Annotated in this window: 15 protein-coding genes, 1 rRNA gene and 2 pseudogenes; 1 reads left to right on the plus strand and 17 read right to left on the minus strand. The window is 35.9% G+C overall.

Going from position 1 to position 22298, the window contains the following annotated elements; all coding sequences use genetic code 11:
- From E2K98_RS22720 to E2K98_RS22785, 15 genes and pseudogenes are all read right to left on the minus strand, one after another.
- Positions 1-142 (minus strand): 16S ribosomal RNA (locus E2K98_RS22720); the annotation flags it as partial.
- A gap of 731 nt (positions 143-873) precedes the next feature.
- Positions 874-3054 (minus strand): malate synthase G, encoded by a 2181-nt coding sequence (locus E2K98_RS22725; RefSeq protein ID WP_133338248.1) that lies wholly within the window; start codon positions 3052-3054, stop codon positions 874-876.
- 820 nt (positions 3055-3874) lie between these two features.
- Entirely contained in the window at positions 3875-5119 is a 1245-nt protein-coding gene (locus E2K98_RS22730; RefSeq protein WP_133338250.1) for an NAD(P)-dependent malic enzyme, read from the minus strand.
- 449 nt (positions 5120-5568) lie between these two features.
- A complete protein-coding gene (locus tag E2K98_RS22735) occupies positions 5569-6510 on the minus strand; it encodes a fumarylacetoacetate hydrolase family protein (RefSeq protein WP_133338252.1) in 942 nt (313 codons plus the stop codon).
- A gap of 278 nt (positions 6511-6788) precedes the next feature.
- Positions 6789-7529: a maleate cis-trans isomerase family protein gene (locus tag E2K98_RS22740; RefSeq protein ID WP_133338254.1), complete on the minus strand. Its 741-nt coding sequence runs from the start codon at positions 7527-7529 to the stop codon at positions 6789-6791.
- 28 nt (positions 7530-7557) lie between these two features.
- Entirely contained in the window at positions 7558-8904 is a 1347-nt protein-coding gene (locus E2K98_RS22745; RefSeq protein ID WP_133338256.1) for an MFS transporter, read from the minus strand.
- Positions 8905-9225: 321 nt separating this feature from the next.
- Positions 9226-9918: a GntR family transcriptional regulator gene (locus E2K98_RS22750; protein WP_133338258.1), complete on the minus strand. Its 693-nt coding sequence runs from the start codon at positions 9916-9918 to the stop codon at positions 9226-9228.
- Positions 9919-10519: 601 nt separating this feature from the next.
- Positions 10520-10846 carry a M20/M25/M40 family metallo-hydrolase gene (locus tag E2K98_RS31790; protein ID WP_235824909.1) on the minus strand — a complete coding sequence of 109 codons (327 nt, stop codon included), beginning with the start codon at positions 10844-10846 and terminating at the stop codon, positions 10520-10522.
- A gap of 12 nt (positions 10847-10858) precedes the next feature.
- Positions 10859-11593 carry a M20/M25/M40 family metallo-hydrolase gene (locus E2K98_RS31795; RefSeq protein WP_235824910.1) on the minus strand — a complete coding sequence of 245 codons (735 nt, stop codon included), beginning with the start codon at positions 11591-11593 and terminating at the stop codon, positions 10859-10861.
- Positions 11594-12090: 497 nt separating this feature from the next.
- Positions 12091-13473: an allantoinase AllB gene (gene allB / locus E2K98_RS22760; RefSeq protein WP_133338260.1), complete on the minus strand. Its 1383-nt coding sequence runs from the start codon at positions 13471-13473 to the stop codon at positions 12091-12093.
- 77 nt (positions 13474-13550) lie between these two features.
- Positions 13551-14957: an NCS1 family transporter gene (locus tag E2K98_RS22765; protein WP_133338262.1), complete on the minus strand. Its 1407-nt coding sequence runs from the start codon at positions 14955-14957 to the stop codon at positions 13551-13553.
- A gap of 384 nt (positions 14958-15341) precedes the next feature.
- Complete coding sequence (locus tag E2K98_RS22770) at positions 15342-16007, minus strand: GntR family transcriptional regulator (protein WP_133338264.1); 666 nt, start codon at positions 16005-16007, stop codon at positions 15342-15344.
- A 402-nt stretch (positions 16008-16409) separates the two neighbouring features.
- A complete protein-coding gene (locus tag E2K98_RS22775) occupies positions 16410-17156 on the minus strand; it encodes an aspartate/glutamate racemase family protein (protein ID WP_133338266.1) in 747 nt (248 codons plus the stop codon).
- Positions 17157-17592: 436 nt separating this feature from the next.
- A complete protein-coding gene (locus E2K98_RS22780; RefSeq protein ID WP_133338268.1) occupies positions 17593-19086 on the minus strand; it encodes an amidase family protein in 1494 nt (497 codons plus the stop codon).
- A gap of 952 nt (positions 19087-20038) precedes the next feature.
- Positions 20039-20248: pseudogene (locus tag E2K98_RS22785) on the minus strand (FAD-binding protein); the annotation flags it as partial.
- Between the two features lie 528 nt (positions 20249-20776).
- On the opposite strand from E2K98_RS22785, the gene E2K98_RS22790 reads away from it, so the two are divergent.
- Positions 20777-21151, plus strand: a complete 375-nt coding sequence (locus E2K98_RS22790; RefSeq protein ID WP_133338272.1) for a hypothetical protein — start codon at positions 20777-20779, stop codon at positions 21149-21151.
- Between the two features lie 247 nt (positions 21152-21398).
- Here the strand turns inward: E2K98_RS22790 and E2K98_RS32370 are convergent.
- Together E2K98_RS32370 and yhfH are read right to left on the minus strand one after the other, a co-directional pair.
- A pseudogene (locus tag E2K98_RS32370) lies at positions 21399-21518 on the minus strand (hypothetical protein); the annotation flags it as partial.
- A gap of 361 nt (positions 21519-21879) precedes the next feature.
- Positions 21880-22053 (minus strand): protein YhfH, encoded by a 174-nt coding sequence (gene yhfH / locus E2K98_RS22795; protein WP_133338274.1) that lies wholly within the window; start codon positions 22051-22053, stop codon positions 21880-21882.
- Between the last annotated feature and the right edge of the window lie 245 nt (positions 22054-22298).

The following is a 22298-nucleotide window of genomic DNA, read 5'->3' on the forward strand; positions in this document are numbered from 1 at the left end:
AGTCTTACAGGCAGGTTGCCCACGTGTTACTCACCCGTCCGCCGCTAATCAACAGGAGCAAGCTCCTATTGATTCGCTCGACTTGCATGTATTAGGCACGCCGCCAGCGTTCGTCCTGAGCCAGGATCAAACTCTCCAAGAAAGTTGATTTAGCTCATTTGTTACGTTGGCTCATGTCCTCTATATAATAGAAGAAACACGATTATTATTGTTTGTTGACGTTTTTGTTTGTTTAGTTTTCAAAGAACAATAGCACTTATAAAAAGTGACAGGAATAATATTTTATCAAACTTCTTAAATTCTATCAATCATCAATTATTTCCAATTTCGATTGATTTTTGCACTCTTTTCAAGAGCAACTTTTATATTTTATCACGTTGTATCTACTAAAACAAGAGGAAGTTTTTTCTGATCTTGTTTGCTTATCCACTCTTTCTGGGAGCGACTTTAATAATATAACACCGTGGGTGTAAACTTGCAACAGAATTTTTTGAGAAGAACATTAAAGAAGGTACCAGATTTAATTCAGAAAATGTCAGATGTAGCATTTAAATAAAGTTGATTTGATTTAAAATACCCCACTTACCTGTATTTTTTTAAAATAATAAGAATCCATTTTGATTGGTCAAAATGGATTTATTTAAAGAAAAAAACAGTAATCTCCGGCAATGAAATATATATTCAAGTTTTAAAGCATAGTTGAAGACCAATGTGTAACCTTGTAAATTTCATTGTTTCAACTGAGGTTCATATTCTTAAGAGTAACTCCATTATTGTTAAAGCTCCCTCAAAGACATTAGTGGCTGCACCTAGACGGTATAAAACAAGGCATTCTTATCACTAGAATGCCTCTTATCATATCCATATGAATAATTATTGATCTACTGCAAACTTTGCTTTTGCTTCAATACGTCTTCGATGAAGAATTGGTTCAGTATAGCCATTTGGCTGGTCATAACCTTCGAAAATCAGGTCGCAAGCAGCCTGGAAAGCCACAGAGTCGTCAAAATTGGGAGCAATTGATCGATAATAAGAATCTCCTAGATTTTGCTGGTCTACTACTTTTGCCATGCGCTGCAATGTATCAAGGACCTGCTCTTTTGTACAAATACCATGGTGAAGCCAGTTAGTCAAATGCTGACTAGAAATTCTTAATGTTGCACGATCTTCCATTAATCCCACATTATTGATATCCAATACTTTTGAACAGCCAACTCCTTGGTCAACCCAGCGGACAACATAGCCAAGAAGAGTTTGGCAATTATTATTTAGTTCTTCCTGAATTTCCTCAGTAGTCCAGTTAAGGTTTTTAACAACTGGAATTTCTAAAATATCTTCAAGTAAGTCTGCTGACTGATTTAGTTTTTCATTCTGCACTGCTTTTACATCTACTTCATGGTAGTGTAAAGCATGCAATGTTGCAGCTGTTGGAGATGGTACCCAAGCGGTATTTGCTCCGGTTTTTAATTGACCAATCTTTTGCTTAAGCATATCAGACATTAAATCTGGCATTGCCCACATTCCTTTTCCAATCTGGGCACGGTCGATTAAGCCGCATGAGAGTCCTGCAATTACATTTGATTGTTCATACCCCTGCAGCCATTTGGATGATTTCATATCATTCTTCCGAATCATTGGGCCAGCTTCCATAGAGGTATGAATTTCATCTCCTGTTCGGTCGAGGAACCCGGTATTTATAAATACTACCCGGTCTTTAACTTGTTTAATACATGCTTTCAAATTCAATGTCGTTCTTCGTTCTTCATCCATTACACCTATTTTAAGAGTGTTTCGTTCAAGTCCAAGTAAATCTTCAACCCTGCTAAAAAGCTGATTAGCAAAAGCGACCTCTTCTGACCCATGCATTTTCGGCTTTACAATATAGATAGATCCCTTTTCCGTGTTTTGGTATTGGCCATTTCCAAGCAGCGTATGTTTCGCGACAAGGCTCGTGATGACAGCATCCATTATCCCTTCTTGTATCTCATCCCCGTTTTGATCGAGGATTGCACTATTTGTCATCAAATGTCCTACATTACGGACAAATAGTAGGGAACGGCCTTTTAACGTAATTTCTTTTCCCTTGGCCGATACGTACCTACGATCCGGGTTGAGCATCCGTGTCATGACTTTATCGCCTTTTTTGAAAGTTGATGATAAGTTTCCTTTCATAAGGCCCAACCAGTTTCGATAGACTAACACCTTGTCCTCGGCATCTACCGCAGCGACAGAGTCCTCGCAATCGATAATCGTTGTAACAGCTGCTTCTAAGAGGACATCTTTAATACCAGCATTATCCGTTTTGCCGATCGGATGATTTCGGTCGATTTGAATTTCAAAATGAAGTCCGTTATTTTTCAGCAAGATAGCAGAAGGGTTTTCCTGATCACCCTGGTAGCCGACAAATTTTGCTTCATTCTTTAGACCAGTCTTGATACCATTGCTTAAAGAAACGGTAAGTTTTCCATCTGCCAACCCGTAGCGAACTACTTCCTTGTGAGAGAAATCTTTTAAGGGCGCCGCTTGGTCTAGAAAATTTCTAGCAAATTCGATTACTTTTTTGCCGCGGACAGGGTTATAACCGCCTTGATGTTGGGCTCCATCCTCCTCACTGATTGCATCTGTACCGTATAAAGCATCATAAAGGCTACCCCAACGAGCATTGGCTGCATTAATCGCATAACGCGCATTATTTACCGGTACAACTAATTGCGGGCCTGCCTGTAGAGTGATTTCATCATCCACTCCAGCTGTAACAATCTCAAAATCTTCTACTTCCGGTTCGAGATAACCAATTTCCCCCAAAAACGACTTATATGTATCGAGGTCAAAGTTTCCTTTGTTTTCGCGATACCATGTATTTAGTTTGCTTTGAATAACTTCACGTGTCATTAATAACTTCTTGTTAAGAGGTGTTAAGTCATGGATTAACCCTTCAAAACCAGACCAAAACTGATTTGTATCCAATCCACTACCTGGAAGGGCTTCTGAATTAATAAATTCATAGAGTTCTTGAGCTACTTGAAGTTTTCCTTTTTTAATATAATTTACCATGATACGATTCCCCCCAAATTAATTGAAATACAATTTGTGTTTTCACTTCGTCGTTTGTTATTACGCCACAACGTTTCATTATTTGTTTAAAATAGCATAGCATGATAATCTATTTTATTTCAATATTTTTCAAAATATTTATTTCAAAATTGTAAATTTTAAAATAAATATTTTATTACTTCATTTATTATTGATTTTTATGTAAATCTCAGACAAAGTGTAACCAAACTTTATTGAATGAAATTGGGGATAAATATTACATCTGCTTAATTTGTTCATTACTTACGGCACTAATCTTTCTTGTCTAATTAACGTAGATTTTGGGCCGTTCAGTTCCAAAAAACACATCTTGAAATGGTAAAAATATATTCTTCCTTCTGTCTAGTTCATACTAAGATAAAAGAATCCTAGTTTTTAAAAACAATAATCCTTCACGGAAATAAATGAGAGGCGGTTTTGAGGTTAAATAGAAAACGACTTATTAAACAGGAGTGTATTTCACTACTTTTTGAGTATTTGAAGAGCTTGAACGAGGAACTAACCGGGGAGAGTAAACCAAAAGGGGTAACAATTAATTAACTTCAACGTTACTAACGTGAAATATTACTGGAACAACTACAGTTATATCATCCATCAAAATCTAATAATAAAATTAGCACAGATTAATTAAAATAAATTATCCTTGGACATACTAACGCCAATCTGTGTTTATATTGTTGTGTCCGTATGTCCAAGTTTTCAAAAAAAATACTGTATGTCTGCTCATAACTTTGCGTGTAGTTTGTTTTCCTAGACAACTATATCAGTGAATAGGCTTTCTTTATAAAAAAATTGGCTGTTTTTCTTCTACTAATAAAAGATTCTTTTTGATTTCTTCTACATTAACATGTTTTTGTGAAACACCAGTTTCCATCGCTGCGCTGGCAACAGCTGCTGCTACATGTGCTGCAACTCTTCGGTCGAATGGATCTGGAATAACATAATCCACATTCAGCTCCTTATCTGAGATCAATCCCGCAATGGCATAAACAGCTGCCATCTTCATTTCTTCATTGATTTCTCTTGCGTAAACATCTAATGCACCACGGAAAATTCCTGGGAACGCCAATACGTTGTTGACCTGATTCGGAAAATCAGAACGGCCTGTTCCAATAACTAGCACTCCGGCTTCTTTTGCATCTTCCGGCATGATTTCCGGAACCGGATTGGCCATAGCAAAAATAATCGGATGATGGTTCATGGTACGAATCATTTCTTTCGTTACAGCACCAGCGGCTGACACACCAATAAATACATCAGCTCCCTCAAGTGCATCTGCCAGTGTCCCTTGCCTTTGTCCTTTATTGGTGATTCGAGCCATTTCCTCTTTGAACGGATTCATCCCGAAAGGACGTCCTTCATAAAGGATCCCTTTTGTGTCACATAAAATAACATCATTTACCCCTATATGAAGTAAGAGCTTCACAATCGCTACACCGGCTGCTCCAGCGCCGTTGGTCACGACACGAATATCCTCGATTTTTTTGTCAGCCAATTTAAGAGCGTTGATTAACCCTGCAGCCGTTACGATGGCCGTCCCATGCTGGTCATCATGGAAAATAGGAATATCACACACCTTTCGTAAGCGATCTTCAATTTCAAAGCATTGCGGTGCCGCGATATCTTCTAAATTAACTCCACCAAAAGTCGGTTCCAATAATTTGACGACCTCCACGATTTTATCCGGATCCGTTGTATCCAGGCAAATCGGGAATGCATCTACGCCTGCAAATGATTTGAATAATAATGCTTTTCCTTCCATAACAGGCATAGCAGCTTTCGGGCCTATATTACCAAGACCAAGTACGGCAGTTCCGTCCGAGATAACAGCAACGAGATTCCCTTTCATGGTGTAATCATAGACTTTGCTTTCATCCTCATGAATGTCCAGGCAAGGCTCCGCTACACCTGGAGAGTAGGCAAGACTTAAATCATTTGCATCTTGCACAGGAATTTTTGAATGAACCCCCAGTTTTCCTTGATACTTTTTGTGTATCTTTAATGCTTCTTCACGTAACGTTGACATACAATCCCTCTTTCCATTTCTTAATGGTTGCACTATTTGTTGTTGCTACTATCTCCAATTCTCCTGGGGCAGAAAATGAACCTCATAGATGTCCGCTTCCTGCATGGTTTACAATGTGCCGCGAATTTCTTTTGATAAACCTAATTAAATTCCCCCTCTATCTGGTGCTAACACCACCTTTCCTTTCTTTTCGTTGCTTATTAAGGAACTGTGTTTCTATAATTTCTTAAAAAAAAGCAACGATTTACAGATTACTTTTTACAATGAAGAAATTCTGAAACTCATTTTATAGATCCAAAACCATACATTTTCACTTCGATACCTCCATTAAGTTGCCTATTGTGAAACAAAGTTCCATAATTGTTTTGTTTACGGAAATCTTACCATTCTATCTAATCACTTTCAATATATTTTTAGAAAATTTATTCAATTCATAATTCTAATCTTCCTCAAATCGTTCCACTCACTTCATAAATATCACTTCTAACTGATTCATCGGTTTGTTCCCATCTGAATATATTTGTTAATTTACCGAGCTTTTCAATTTCAACTGTTACTGCATCGCCATCTTTTAACCAAACCCTTTTGTCCTTAGAATATCCCAAAATTACCCCTTCCGGCGTTCCGGTTAAAATGATGTCACCTGGTTGAAGTGTTAAATGCTTGGAAACATAACTTACTAGTTCTTCACAACTAAAAATCATATCTGAAGTATTTGAATCTTGTCGTAATTCTCCATTAAGGGATAAGGTAATCTTTAAGTTATTGGGATTTTCGACTTCCTCTTTGCTAACCAAATTGGGACCAATTGGACAAAATCCATCACTTGTTTTCCCTAGCATCCACTGTGAAGATTTATTTTGTAAATCACGGGCGGATACATCATTCGCAGCGCAATAACCATAAACGATAGAAAGTGCATTTTCCACCTTTACATTTTTTGCCTTTTGGCCGATAACAATAGCTAATTCTGCTTCATAATCAACTTGTGAAGATGTAATTGGAATGAAAATATCTTTTCCATGTGCATTTATCGCGTTATTAAATTTACTAAATAAAATTGGAGCTAAAGGGAAAGGCATATTACACTCAATTGCATGCTTTTTGTAATTTAATCCGATGCAGATTATTTTCTGGGGCTTAGGTACACATGGTCCGTAGTTAAGTGAATCTTCCTTATAAAATAAGTCATCCTCCATTAGTGAATGCTCGATCAGCCTTTGAAGTCCCAGTTTTGCACTTTCTCCTAGAGTAACTAATTCAAATACTGTTTTAGGTATATTATTTATATAGGGAAACTTGGCATATGCAGCTTCAATATCTAATACTCCCCTATTTGTTTTAACTCCTAAAACTAGCCGATTATTTTTATAAAAAGTAACAGTAATCATCTTCGAATCCTCCTAAATAAATTAACGAAAATTGACTCGAGATAGCCGTTATGTATACAGGTTAAAAAATACATACATGTATGTTATAATAAATGGTATCTGCACATTGAAAATTGCATACGTAAAGGGTTGGGACAGCAAACCTTCTGTCCCGTAAAATGTATGGAGTCGGTAAAGATTACGTAATCAACCATGCAGATACCTGTATTTTTATATGTCAAGAATAAAAATGTCGTGAGCAGTACAACCCCCCACAGGTTGAATGCTCTGTTTTTGACTTAGTTATTTACTGTTACCTTTGAAAATACTTTTCCCCATTCTTTAAGTATATTAGGATCTATATCTACCATTTTTAAACATTCCCACATTAGTACATTAATAGTGTCATACATTGGTAATTTATATGTTTTTTCATAGTATTCTACTTTATTTACTGCAGGAAAGTTCGTACATACTACACTTATTGCATCTGCAGGCAAAACAGATACCGATTTAATTTGCTCTTCAATTCTTTCTTGTGATACGAGAGCGAAAGAACGATTGTGTGTTTGAGCAAGTCCTGAAATATTAATCGTATCAACATTACAATGCTTTTTATATTGTTCTGCAATTAGTTTATTAATTTCAGGAATGTATGGAGTTACAAGGTGAACCGATTTAATATTGTGCTCTTTAAACGCTCTTACTTGAGACAACATGGAAGTAGTTGCTGGAATACCTGTTCTTTTGGTAATAGCTTCACAAAGTTCACGGTCTGCTTCAAAACCAAGCCATCCACCAGAGGTCCCGTTCCATGCAATCACATCTACTTCAGCATGTGCTAACAATTCTGCAGCCTGGAGCATTGGCTCAAAATTAAATTGACTTAAAGCGTCTTGTTCAAGTGAAATTTTAGTAACCTCAAAGCGTCCATAGTGGCAAGTTACTTCTGGAACATTATAAAGCATTCTGGAACAAATTGGCTCTAAGGTTGTGTTAGAAGAAGGAGTAAGCATTCCAATTTTTTTAGGTTCTTTCATGATAATTCCTCCTATTAAATTTAATGTTTTATTTTACACTGCTACTTGAACTGCCAATTTTTTTATTGTAATTTATTAAACTTGAAACCGTCGCCAAAAGAAGACCAGCGAAGACAAACACCATTAATGCCAAGAAATAAGATCCTGTTGTCGATACAATAAGACCAATATAAATTGGAGTTATAACACCTGCAATATTCCCAGCGAAGTTCATACATCCACCCACTGTACCAATATGTTCACGTTGTGAAATTGCAGCAGGAACACTCCAATACAAGCCGCCCCAACGAAGGAAGAATAACGCAAATGACAGTGTTGTTATCGCCATAGTTACAGAAGTTGACTTACTTAACAAAAAGATGGATAGTGCAGTCATGATTCCGGCTATGGATAACATCGTTCTCATCACCGTGTTATAATTACCGCCTTTTTCGCGCCACTTGTCTGTAATCCACCCACCAATGAGTTCACCGATAAATCCTGAACCGAAAATAATTAGAATAGAGCCGCCAATCGACTTAATGTCCAGATTTTGTGTTGCAGCAAGATATGATGGACCCCATGTCATTAATCCATAGAATACAGTGTTAAATGAAAACCATCCAAGACACATACACCAGAAATTACGAGCTGTCAGATAATCCTTTGCACCGATTTTAATTCCAGTAGCATTACGCTTATGCTCTTCGTACTCCTCTTCGAGAGCTTTACGAATATATTCACGTTCTGCCTCGTTGACTTTTGAATTTCCTTCTGGTCCGCCTTTAATAACTCTCCATACCAAAAATGCGACAACAATGGTAAGGATACCAGCCCCAATTAAAGCGCCGCGCCAGCCGCCAAACCATGCCATAAATCCAACAATAATAGGTCCACCAATTGCTGTACCTAATGGTGCACCGCTATCAATGATCGTGGCTCCGCGGCCCCTTTCCTTTGAACTAAGCCAAATCGACTGTAATTTCGAACATCCCGGCATAACAGGTGCCTCTGTTATTCCAAGCAAAACTCGAAGAAACAAAAGTGTTTTTGCACCTGATATAAAACCTGTTAATGCTTGGACAATCCCCCATCCAAGTGCAGCACCATACACTACTTTTTCTGGGCGGTATTTGTCGGCAATCCAACCTGATGGAATTTGCATTAAGGCATATCCCCAAAAGAAAGAACTAAGAATAAGTCCTACGATAGCAGGATCTAAATTTAAATCCTTTTGGATTGCAGGCATTGCAATAGACAATACTGCTCGGTCAACATAGTTAATTGTCACGAGCATAAGCAGCATAAAAAATACTCGCCAACGGATATTAGTTGGTTTTGCCGCTAAATCAATAAGCGATTCTTGCACATTTAGATTTACGTTACCTCTTGCCATAAAAATCCCCCTTTTTAAGATAAAGATGTTCGGTGTGTTTTACTCCAAAAATTAGATAATGTTTAGGAATCACCCCCTTCAATAACTGGGAAACACACCTGGGGACTTTACAAGATGTTTTCATTTAGCAACTAACGTTTAATTGAACAATGTAAACACCCTTACAATGGTATCGCTTACAAAATTATCTGCAGTTCCTGTTACTTTGGTAGATCAAATCAGATTTCTCCATATCAAGCAGCATTTTATTGTCGTCTGTCGACACTTTATTTATCCCCCCTCTATATTTATCATTATGTAAACAACATAGAAAAACAGGTCCTATTCCGTTTTGCCAGGTTTTAGCTGGTTATTAAAAATTTCCTTTAAATGTTGCAAATCAGTTTCTAGATGTTTTTTCATTTGTAACGAAGCATTTTCTTCATTTCTTCGTTTAATTTGATCAAGAATTTCTTGATGTTCGTTAAAAACAATCCACTCTCTATTTTCACCCTGAAAATTTAATACTCGATAATATTGACTTAGTGATTTTAGCTCCCTAAGTTGTTTCTGTAACCTTCTATTTTGACTATATTTTGTAATCAGATCATGAAAACGGCCATTTTCCTCAATTAGCACGTCCCTATTTTGTTCACCTTCAGGATTAAGGTTCTGTTTTACATTTAGAACGGTATTTTCAATATCTTTTATTTCCTGGTTTGTAGCGTACCTTGTTGTCAATCTCGTCGCTAATGATTCAAGTGCAATACGGCATTCATATATATCGAAAATATCCTTTAATGTTGGTTTATAAACTGTTATTCTTGATTTTTCATCAATAACCAATAATCCTTCTTTTTCCAATGCTCGGACCGCTTCCCTTACCGGACTGCGGCTAATATTTAATTCTTTTGCTATTCTAGATTCAAAAATGCTATCACCAGGCTTTATAACTCCTTTAACAATTTTTTCTTTAATCGAATTATAGACCTGATCATAATATCTCACTGGTTTTTCTATAGAGAAAGAATTCATAGTGTTCTCCTATCTTGTCGTTTATAGACACTTTGATCCGGTTTTAATAGTAATAAAAATAACACAACTATCTTCATTATTTGTTGCTTATTACAAAACATAGTTTCCTATTCGTTTTCTATACTAAAAATAACATCTTTAATAGACATTTTCAATATTTATTTTAAATTTTCTCATAATTACTATTTTTTAAATCAATATTCCGTCAAAAATTAATAAGATACATCTTAACGATAAAAAAGACATAACACATTCATTAAGTCTTCATAATTATTCTCCCAAATTATATTTCAGTTACTTTTATATCCCAGACACTCAGAGACATTCTTCCCGGCATCCATAAGATTTTCCTTTAACCAATCAATTTTCTCTTATTCTTCCTCAAGGAAATGGTGATATACTTTCCACACCAGTAACATCACTAAGATAATTAAAGATCGGAAACCGCTATACTAGTGATTTCCGGTTCATTTTTCTTCTCTTTCAATTCCGAATCCTTGTTTTTTGGATACTTTTGAGGTCAGAAATTAATTCGACCTTTTTTAGGAATTATTAATTCATCATCTGGAATTAAACGTCCAGGGAAATATCGAAATTTATATTAATTATTTTGTCCCTGCAAAAGATCATATAATGTGAGAGCAACAATTTTTGTTGCTTTTATTAGATCATCTACTTTTACGTGTTCGTCTGCACGGTGTCCATTTGCCTCCAATAATGTTCTAGGACCAGCACCAAATAAAACGACAGGAATATCAGCTTCATAAAAGTGACGAGCATCAGTATATAAAGGAGATCCAACTATAGGAAGCTCTTCTCCACCCATAATTTTTGACCAATTTGCTGCGAAAGATTGTACCAAAGGAGAATGAACTGGAACAGGGCCCATGCTGTGTGCCAATATAATTCGATTAACTTCTGCTTCCACCCCTGGATAATTTTAAAGTGCTTCTACAATGACATTACGAATTTCTGCTTCTGCAAACTTTGGATTTTCTTCAGGAATTAATCTTCTATCAATTCGAATGGTGGCTGTATCTGGAACAACGTTCGTATTAATACCACCTGAAATCAATCCAACTACTAGATTAGGAGAACCAACATTAGGAATATTAGATTTTATCTCCGAGAAGCCTTTTCTGTATTCGTATAATGCACTTAAAACACCTGTCATTGCCTCCAAGGCATCATGTCCATATTGCGGCTCCGCAGCATGGGCAGACTTTCCTTTCAATTTTACTTCTAAATGAAGGCAACCATTATGAGCATTGGCAAGGGAATATGTAAATCCAGGACAAATCGCCATATCAGGGTTTATAAGCCCTTTCTCGAGCAGCCATTTTGGTCCGATGTCTCCACCCGTTTCTTCATCAAATGTGAAAGCCAATGAAATTTTTCCGTTTAATGTTTCTTTCAATTGTCTTAATGCTAATGTAGCGAATGTAAAAGAGGCGATATCAGATTTTGATACAGCTGCACCGCCATAAAGTTTTCCATCAACAATATTGCCTCCATAAGGATTTTGTGTCCATCCAAGCCCAGGAGGTACAACATCTCCATGCGAATTCAAAGTAATTTCTGGACCTTGGGTATTTCCAAAGGTTTGAAACCCAATAACATTGGAAACCTTAATCCTTCCAACTGCTTTAACTCTTTCTTCTTCTACTTCATTCAATGAAACATTTTCAAATTCATATTCTCCAAGTCGCTTAAAAATATGTTCAGCAATTTTTTGACAGTTACCTGGAGGGTTATCAGACGGAATCGATACAAGCTCTTTTAAAAAACCACTTAAATTTTCTTGTTGGTCCTCAATAAAATTAATAATTTGTTGTTTTTCTGTACTTAATGTTTCGGTTGTCAGCTTATACTCTCTTTAATCTTGTTTTTTGCTAGTTAACTGAATAAAAGATTCCAATAAAACCATCGTACCTATTTTTGTATCTCGTAAATAAATGGATTCCTTTAGATTATGGCTAATTCCACCCCTTACAACGGACAAAAATCAGAAATCCTTCCTAACTCATCAATTCTTTGATATATTCTCTGAACGTTGAGTTTTCCATTGAGGTCCAACAACATCTTCCTTAGCCTAACCCCATCCAATAACAAAGAGAGAACCAAATGGGTAACTCCTTGTTATTGGACGGTTTTGATCATTTCAATGAAAATTTAAATTTCTACCAAACTACTTTTTGCAGAAATATACTTTCCTATTGGTTTACCAACTATTCCTTCTTCAAGATCAAATACTAGCTGCCCTCTAACAAAAGTTTTCGTTACACGACTATTTATTGTCCGGCCAATATAAGGGCTGTGCTGATGACGATAATATAAGTCTTCCTTTTGTACTGTATAGTACTGATTCGGGTCGATGAAGATGATGTCTGCATCTTTACCTAATTCGATACTACCTTTTTGAGGTAAATTGAATCTCTCTGAAGGGGTGGTTGCAATCATCTTGGCAAAACGATTAATAGATAACCCGCGTTTTTTAACCGCTTCATCAAACATTAAATCAACATTATTTTGGCAGCCGCTGATTCCCCCCCAGATATCAAAAATACTGTTTGTATCGCTTTGCTTCATTTCAGGCGTGCATGGGGAGTGATCAGAAGTCAGCATATCAATTTTCCCTTCCAAAAGAGCTTCCCATAATTGATCCTGTTCAGCTTTTTCACGTAATGGAGGAGCACACTTTGCAACAGGACCAATTTTTTCAAAAGCTTCTAAATCAATTGTAAAATAATGTGGACATGACTCTAATGTGACATCTTGGCCCTCTTCACGTGCCTTTTGAATTTCCTCCACCGCTCGTTTACTGCTGATATGAACAAAATGCAATTTACATCCTGTTTCTTTTGCTAAAAATAAAGCTCGCCTTACGGCATCAACTTCTGCGATAACCGGTCTGGATTCCACATAATCCCTAATAGCTACCTTTCCCTGCTTTATTTTATTAAGTGCGTAATTATCAGTAAATTCGGCATTTTCAGCATGTATGGATAAGACATGCCCTAATTCTGCCAATTTCTTCATTCCATGATAAAGAGTGTAGTCATCGGCGTTTTTGAAATCGCCAATCTCATCAGTACCGCATGTTGCCATAAAACATTTATAAGCGACTACACCTTCATCTGAGAGATCTTTTAAATCATCGATGTTTCCTGGTACTAGTCCCCCATATAGTGCATAATCGACATAGGCTTTATTTTCCGCAGATTTTAATTTTTTTCTTAATGCCTCTTTATCTGTGGTAGCTGGAAGAGCATTTAAAGGCATATCGACAAAAGCGGTCGTTCCACCCGCAGCCAAAGCCTTTGTCCCTGTTTCAAAGCCTTCCCATTCCGATCTTCCAGGTTCACAAATATGAACATGAGTATCGATCATCCCTGGCATAACATACTGATTGGAAGCATCAACAACTTCTTTTGAAGGATCGGTTATATTTTTAGATATTTCAGCAATTTTTCCATTTTTAATCCCAATATCTACTTGTTCCACAAAATTCTTTAACACAACATTTCCATTTTTTATGAGCAAATCATACTTCATACCTTTTGATCCTCCAGTTTTATGAATATTCAGAAAAATATTCATTTATTTATCTTTAAAATAAAGTTTTAATTGAGTCAACTATTTTTTTCGAATATTGTGCCTCTTTTGAACTTTGAATCCTTAAATGCGTACTTCGTAAGGAGATAATAAGCAATACCTGAAGTGATAAGACCAATAATCCATGCAAGCTTTACAACTAAAAAGGCTCCTGTTGCACCAATACACATTGCAAGTACTGCGGCAGGATTAAGACCTGAAAATGTTCCGTTTTCCTGGTACAATTCTTCTATATTGATTTTTTGCTTTCTAAGAATATAGTATTCTACTAATAAAATGGAAACGATCGGTCCTAAAAATGCTGAATAAGTGAGAATGAATAAATTAAGACCTTCTGCATTAGAATCTTGAACAAGCAGCCAAGGGAATGAGCCTAAAGCAAGAAGTCCAGTAATTGTAACAGAAACTTTAAATTTAGCTTTTGTAAGTAATGTAATTACATAGGTCGGTGGAATAATATTGGCAACCATATTTACAGCAATCGTACCCAGTACAATAAATACGGAAACAAAAAATGTAATATAAGAATTATCTACTACGATGGCAAATGCCTTTACAGGATTAGTGATGCCAGTAACTGAAGCAAGCATTGCTCCGATGGCAAGTGTAACGCTATACACAACTAAAATTGGCGAAAAGTACAATAATCCTCGTTTTGAGTCACTAATACCAGCTTTGAGTTCTCGTGAGTAATCTGCAGCACTTAAAAAAATTGCTGCATAATTTCCCATAAACACCATGATGAACCCAAAGAACGGTAATCCCCACGTACCCTTTGTACGAACCCATTTTTCTGCAATGACAGTGCTATGGTCTTTTAGTAGAATAACAAATACATAAAGAAGTGCTCCGATAATTACTACCGATACTAATGTTTCCACCCATTTAATGGCATGAAAACCGTACATCGAAAGTACAATTTGTATTAATTGAATTACAACAAAGCAAATGGCAACATTATCAAAGGTTCCACTTGTAGCAATCTTCGCAATTTCATTTAAAGCAGTACCTCCGATCCAACTTTGAAAACCGTACCAAATGATGGCGGGGATTCCCCGCAAAAGGGATGATATGATGGCACCTTTCTCCCCGAAGGACATTCTCAGATGGACAACATATGGAATTCCCGTTTTGTATCCTAGCCTGTCATTTAAAGCAAAAATTGTAGAAGTTATAGCAATCGATATGAAAGCAGCGACAAATGTCTGAAAGATGTTTAGCGTTGCGACACCAGCTATGAACAAACTCGCTCCAAGCGTCATATTGCCTAAATTAACGCCGTCACCCATCCACATAAAAACATAGTTTTGCGGACTTACCGTCCTATCCTTTGCACTTTTTGGCCTTAATGATTCATCGATATTAGCAGCAAATTGGATCTGTGGCTCTTCATAAACATCTTCTTTTTTTAAATTTGTTGACATTATATACCCAACTCCCTTAATTCATTGTAATACGGTATTTTAAAATACAATGCTCTCCAAGTTAGGTCTTAGATGTTTACCAATAGACATTAATTCAATCTTAAAAAATTTTACTACTAATAATTTTTTCTGGTGAAATATATTGTTGTTTATCAGGCAACTACGTTTCTACTATGGTGTAAAAAAATAAACAAACTCTAATTACTTTCTTATTTTGTTCTATCACCACCTATATACTTTTTTATGTAAAATCCTCTCCAACTAAAGTACATGCTCTTATTAAATAGGAGAAGAATGAACATCTACCATTTACTATATCCGTATTTTCATATGCATACTCCACGATGGGTAAGCGTTTTCAATTATTCGAAAAATTTTATATTTTTAGGAAAGAAGTTCCAAAAGAGAAGTGGAGATCTGAAGGTTTTCATTAAAGTGAAGATTCGATTCTATTTCTTTCAAATGATCGACAGTCAATTTCTCAGCTAAATCTTCATCTCTTTCTTTTATTGCATGGAAGATTTCAAGATGGTGAGAACATGTACCATTCCTCTCATCTCCCCTTCCATAAATGGAAACAATAACATACGTTAACGAAATTAAATCTTCAAGATACTGATAAAAATAAGAATTACCAGCCATTTCAGCTATTTTCAAATGGAAATCTCCAGACATTTGCAATGCTTCAATGTAGTTTCCTTGTCCAATTTCTCTTAATTCTTCATGAACCATATTTTCAAGTTCTTGAATCTGTTCCTGGTTGTATAATCTACATGATTTTCGAACTGCCTCTGCCTCAAGAATTCTTCTCATTTCAAATACTTCTTTTGATTCTTCTATTGAGGAACAAGTAACGAACGCACCTTTATTCTCAATAATTTTTACCAACCTCTCATAGGACAATCTACGAAGCACATTACGGACTGGAGTTCGGCTAACTCCAAAAGAATCAGCTATTTCCTTTTCAACTAATTGCATATTTGGAAAGAGTTTTCGATGGAGAATAGCTTGCTTAATCTTTTTATAAATCTCTAATTCCTTGGAATTCATTTCACATTTTCCTTTCTTCTAAAATTCAATATGATAAGCATCCTCAAAGAATTCCAGATTGAGAAATAAAAAAGTTCCAATAAAATGGTATTTATTGTATCTCTTTTAGAATACTAGATTGTATACAATTTCTATAAATAGAATACTCTAAATTGTTTTTATTTGCAAGCGTTTTCTGAAAACTCAAAAATTATATTATGATAATTTAATGCCTTTCATCTTTTTTTATTCAAAGGTAGATTTCTCATATATACTAGGGAATCTACCTTTTTTTGATTTAAACAATTATAGCAAAAAAGACATTTAAGTATAGTTTATAAAAAAGAACGTAGATTTATTTAGACTGTATCATTGTCAATAAGATTGAACTTAAGGATTCCCTCCCTAAAAAATATTAATAAATTAGCAAGTACGATCAAGAATGGCCGCTAGAGCTGGAGGTAAACCCTTATTAGGCTTTATTGGTGGTTTAGCGAAACTGCCCGCTACTGCTCTTCCGGGATTAAGAGCTATTAGTGACTCACAATGACGTACAGCACTAGACACACCATCAACTACTGGCACAGATAATTGACCTTCAAGGGTGCGAGCTAACCCTGCAAGAGGAGCTCCAGCCAGAATAATAACGTCAGCGCCATCCTTCTCAACCGCCTCTTTTGCAAGCTCTTTTAACCGCTTGGAATGATCTTCCTGTACAGAACCAATATCACGCAAAGGATCATCTAATGATCTGATGCTAGCTAGACGTGTTGTTAAATGGCCACTATGAACAGTCTCTAAATACCATGCCTTGATACGTGATGAAATTGCAATAATCGAAAAGCGTTTTCCCAGGAGACATGCCGAGGCCAGAGCGGCTTCTGTCATTCCTACTACAGGAACGTCAAGCATTTCTTTGATACCCAAAAGTCCGGGATCTCCAAAAGCATCAATAATTACCCCATCATATTCACCGTGGCGTTCAGCCGCAATGCATGCCGCTGCGTATCCGCCAATTAGGGCTTCCATTCTCGTTTCAATATAAGCAACCCCAAAAGAAGCTGTAGCAAACGTTAATTCTGTTCCTGGGGATGCAACACGTCGAGACTCATTTGCTATAAGTTCTGTAACACTCTCTGAAATATTCGGATTAATAACTAAGATTCGCACAAGTTTGATCTCCTTTTTCTTTTGTAAAAAAATATGAGAATAATTTACTTCAATCTGAAAGTTCTTGTTTAAATCATAACTTTAAGATTAAGCTCTAACCTTCTTTACGCAGTTAATCATTGCAGCTGCAATAGTTAAAAATACCTTGTGAAGGAAAAAAATCATTAGACCTACAGTAAAAGAGCCGGTGAATTTAGCGATAAGCCCAATGTAAAATGGTTAATAACACCAGCAATATTTCTATAGGAGTTGATAAAACCACAGCAACACCTACATATTAAACGTTATACCATTGCTGTTACCATGTCATTCATTTTAACAAAAAGGTCAAACACCCCCAGCCTATTGTTCATGTGCCGGGTTTATATGATTTCTTAATTAAATTCAATTCTAAATCAACTTATAATTTAAATGACTCTTTCGGAACCGCCATGCTCTATAATTCTGGTGTTACAATTGGGGGCTGTCTATGGTGAGTAGCTTGTTCATATGAATAAGCTATTTCAAATAGAATAGGTTCACTCCAGGGACGTCCTAGAAATTCAATTCCAACTGGAACCCCAATAGGAGCTGATATTTCAGGACTTGAAAACCCTGCTGGAACCGTTATAGCTGGAAAACCTGATATGGCTCCTATAATCCCATTTCTCCCCGTCTGCGGCTCCCCAACTTTCGCAACAAGCTGTTTTTGATGGGGATATACAATAGCATGAAGATTGTTGTCTGCCATAGATTTGATTACGATATTCTTTAGCTCCAAACCATAAAGCAAGCGTTTCTTATACTCTGTTTCTTCCAATGGATTTTCTAATGCCTGTGTATCCAATAAGAAGTTTTCAATTCTATTGTCATAAGTTTTCGAATCGATAAGTTCCTTTAATGATTTTATTGAAGCATTAGTGGCATGACCTTCCAAATAAGAATTAAATAGAGTTTTAAATTCAAAAACAGTAACATCTTTTTCTAGAACACGATTGGTATCAAGTTCTGGAATATCCAAATAAACAATCTCAGCACCGTTATTTTTTAAATCCTCAATTGCCTTTTCCATAATATTATTTACTTCCTGATGCTCTGAATCACTACCAAATAAAGTCTTTAGGACACCTAACCTTTTCCCTTTTAACCCATCTTTTTGTAGAAATTCAGTATAGGTTTTGGGTATATGACTAACATTCCAGGCTGTAGTTGAATCATAGGGATTATACCCGGCCAATACGTCCAACAATACAGCAGCATCCTGTACTGTTCTGGTTATCGGGCCAACTGTTTCCTGAGTAATTGTTGCAGGCATAATTCCCTCACGGCTTAAAAGTCCCTTTGTAGGTCTAAACCCCACAAGACTATTTGCGGAACCAGGAGAACGAATAGAATTTACGCCATCAGTTCCCATTCCAGCAGCTGCAAAATTACTCGCAATGGAAGCCCCTGTCCCGCCGCTTGAACTTCCTGGAGTCCTTGTTAAATCGTATGGATTTAGCGTCTGCCCTCCTAATGAACTATAGTTCTGAGGTAACATTGCTAGTTCACCAAGATTTGATTTCGCAATTATTATTGCTCCTGCTTCTCGTAGTTTATTTACCACAAATGCATCCTTTGTTGGAATGAAATCTTTAAGTATCGTGGCTCCACCTGTTGTTGGCTTATCAACTGTATCAAAGTTATCCTTTAATATAATGGGTATACCATGTAGGGGTCCCCGTAAATTTCCTTCAATTCTTTCTTTATCAAGACGTGCGGCTTCCGTGAGTCCACTTTCGTTAATGCTAATTATGCTTTTTAAATTTGGTCCAGATTTATCATAAGCATTAATACGATCTAGATAAATTTGTACTAACTCAACGGATGTAATTTCTCCCGTCGTCAAAGCTTCCTGTAATTCTTCAATTGTCTTTTCCAATACCTTAAATGTCTTTTGAATGGTACTCATGTTTTCCTCCCTAAGAGCAAAAAAAGCTTTTCCTTTCTAGTAAAATATAAAATTAAGTAAGTAATAAAACGTATACAATTTTTTAGTCTTAATCCCCAGAATGCAGAGACTTATCTTATTCCGTAGCTATATTTGGCATGTGGTCTTGTTTCAAAAGATACAAATCGCATTTTAGTCCCCTTTTAAAAACAATATTTTTCCGCAAATTATTATTGAGTCATACTTCCTGTGTAGGTATGTATCTCCAGACAATATAGTTTATGTGTATTTCCCTTTCTAACTCCCCTTTCTTATCAAAGATTTACTAATAGTAGTAACCTTATTTTCTGGAGAACACCCCCTAAATAAATCGTTAGCCGCTTTCAGAAAAAATTCAATATATGAGCACTCAAACTCCACTCCTTAATGTCGTCTGTCGACAGTTTATTTAGTGTTATTAACACTTTTAGTCATACTTATCGACCTGTTGTTGCTTATTACAAAACAACGTTTCTAAAACTTATAAATAAAGAATACCATCACGTTTTTGTAAATTCAATATTAATTTTTAAAATTTTCTTAAAATTTTTTATATCCAATTATAACTCGTATATATCAAACTTCGGTGAGTGATATCGACAAATAAGCCTTAATGTAATTGCTTGGAAGACCTGAATCGATTACGATTTCTAGGCTCTTATTTTTTATAAATCTGGGTTGCATGTAATAAAAGCCATGTTTAAGAAATATGACTCTCAATCCTTCATCAATTGTAAAAAACATGTCTATTATTGACTCGAAATACTTCTTCAGATCGTAACCTTCCCTTCCCACTTTTCTGTCTCTTTACAACGGAAGGTAACTCGTTCACATCATTATTAAAAGCTTCAATAACTACCTCCCAATTCATCCATAAATAAAAAGAAATTCAAAATTTATGAATCTCTTTTTGTACTACTACTCTTTTTAATTAATTTTCATAGCTATGCCGGCCGCTCCTCACTCGAAACGGTATATTATTCTCCCTCACCCATCTCACTGCATTTAAGACATCTTGAACATTCTGACAAAATACAATAACCCTTGGGAATATTGGGATGCTTAAATTATTATTAATTCTTGCCTGTCTATATTCAGGATCATCAGGTGTCACGATTCGTCCAGATAGCTCCGTCTTTTTCAATACATAACCCCTTTCACAATAGTTTTGAGATATGTAATATACTATGGGGAATTTTTAAAAAAGACATAGGCTGCTATATGGGGAAATATAAGGAGTTAATAATAATGTTCATAGTGTTTATTAATTTAATCAAACTGATTTTCGTGATCTACAAATAGGGAGTACTCTCTTATATTAGATGTGTTCAATGGCACTGAAGAGGAATATGTTTTAGCAGTTTTGCCTATAGGGCCATGATAAGCTGTCCCTCGCAATTTTTAAATGACTGAGCTTCCTCTATTTATTCTTGCCTTTTTTCCCAAGTATAAATTTCATGGTAACTCAAGACAGAGTATAACCAACACCTTCTAAGTGCTTTGCTCCATAATCTTGATATTGGTGAGTATCTGATACCAAGTGGTCGCCATAATAACCTACTGTTTCCTGCGGGTTATATAAAAATCTCATATATGCTGAAAAAAGTATCCGAACTGATTTTGAGGACAAGCATATGATAAATTACATCTTATTTTTAAAGGAGGGATAAATATGAATCTTAATACTTCACTCATCGCATGGAACCCAACTACGGGCACGCTTACCTACAGCGTTGAAGGACTTATGCAAACATCAATCGTCGTTTCGATGACAAAACCGCATCGTGCGCAGCTAAATCGGTTCCTTCCTAACGATCAAATGCTTCCAATCATAACGCGTTGGAACGCACTGATTGAGATGACCGAGGGTCCGGTTACTTTTGGTCCAACGAACCCACCAGATAACATCCCAAACACCTTCAGCGGGATAATAGGTGACCTTGCGACTGCCGGAGTATATATGCAAATTCATCTAAAACCCCAGTACAATATCGTAACCTCTCTCTGCCCTATTCCTATTATTCCATCTAATCCGTATAATTCATAAATAATTCTAACGAAGAATGCACTTGTGTATTAAGGCCGTCATCCTTTATTTAAAAACTGCCTGTTTTGATACCTACGGATCTTACTGAACGTAATAAGTTAAGACATAGTCCACAGTAAATATCACTACAAATTCCACAATGGTCACCCTTCTTATAATCCAGCATTAGATGGAGACAAGGGTGGATACATAATGATTTACTTATTACTACTGTTTTTAGTGGTGATTTTTCCCACAAGGGCAATAATTATAAATTATAAGTTTTGAACTTTACTGCCTTATTTAAAAGGCCTATGCTGCGGTCTAAATCTTCTCTCACTTGCTTCTTATACCGTCTAGCTTCATCCATATTGGCAATTTCATATACCTTAAGCTCTTTACGCTAGACCCCTCTTTTACTTCTTCACAAACTTTTAACTAGGCATTTCCAATTCCCGGTACCCTTTTTGATTCTCATGGTATCCAGGGATCATATAACACATATGATGGAACATTTCGATCATAATGGAATGTTTCTCACTTAAGGATTCAAATGGAGATGAAAATTAAATAAAAAAGTGCTAAGAGAGTTTTTATTTTCCTCCTCAGCACTTACTTACTATTAAGTTATAAAGCGATGGGTGCTATTTGAGCTCTTCTAGTAATTCCTCACTTTCTTTTTTGATTCTCAAGATACTTATCGAAAATGAGAAATTCAAAAGCTCTTTTGTAACACCGTTTTTCAATACTCATTTTTTATCCCAATCATACTCCTTCTTTATGCACTGTTCACATTTATTCAGGTACAATTCATGCTGTTCGATAATATCATAGCCGCAATCAGAACAAATTTTTGAAGGTAGATTTTTATAAAACCCTAGGTAATCAGTGTCTTTCCGTTCAATTGTAATATTTGCGCACATAAAAATCCTCCTCTTAATCTAGTTAATTAATCTTGAATGAAAATTCAGTCTAACCCATTGGTATATAAGCATAAATTTCATTAATACCGTCTTTATTGATAATTAGAAGGCACTAATTACGTTCGCTATTGAACAACGCTGTTTCTATTTTATTCTAATAAAAAAGACCTGTATTACCAAGTTATTTTTTTTGTCGTTATAAATATAACAACCATTCTAATAACCACCAATATTACCTCCCTATG

The sequence above is a fragment of the Bacillus salipaludis genome (assembly GCF_004358205.1).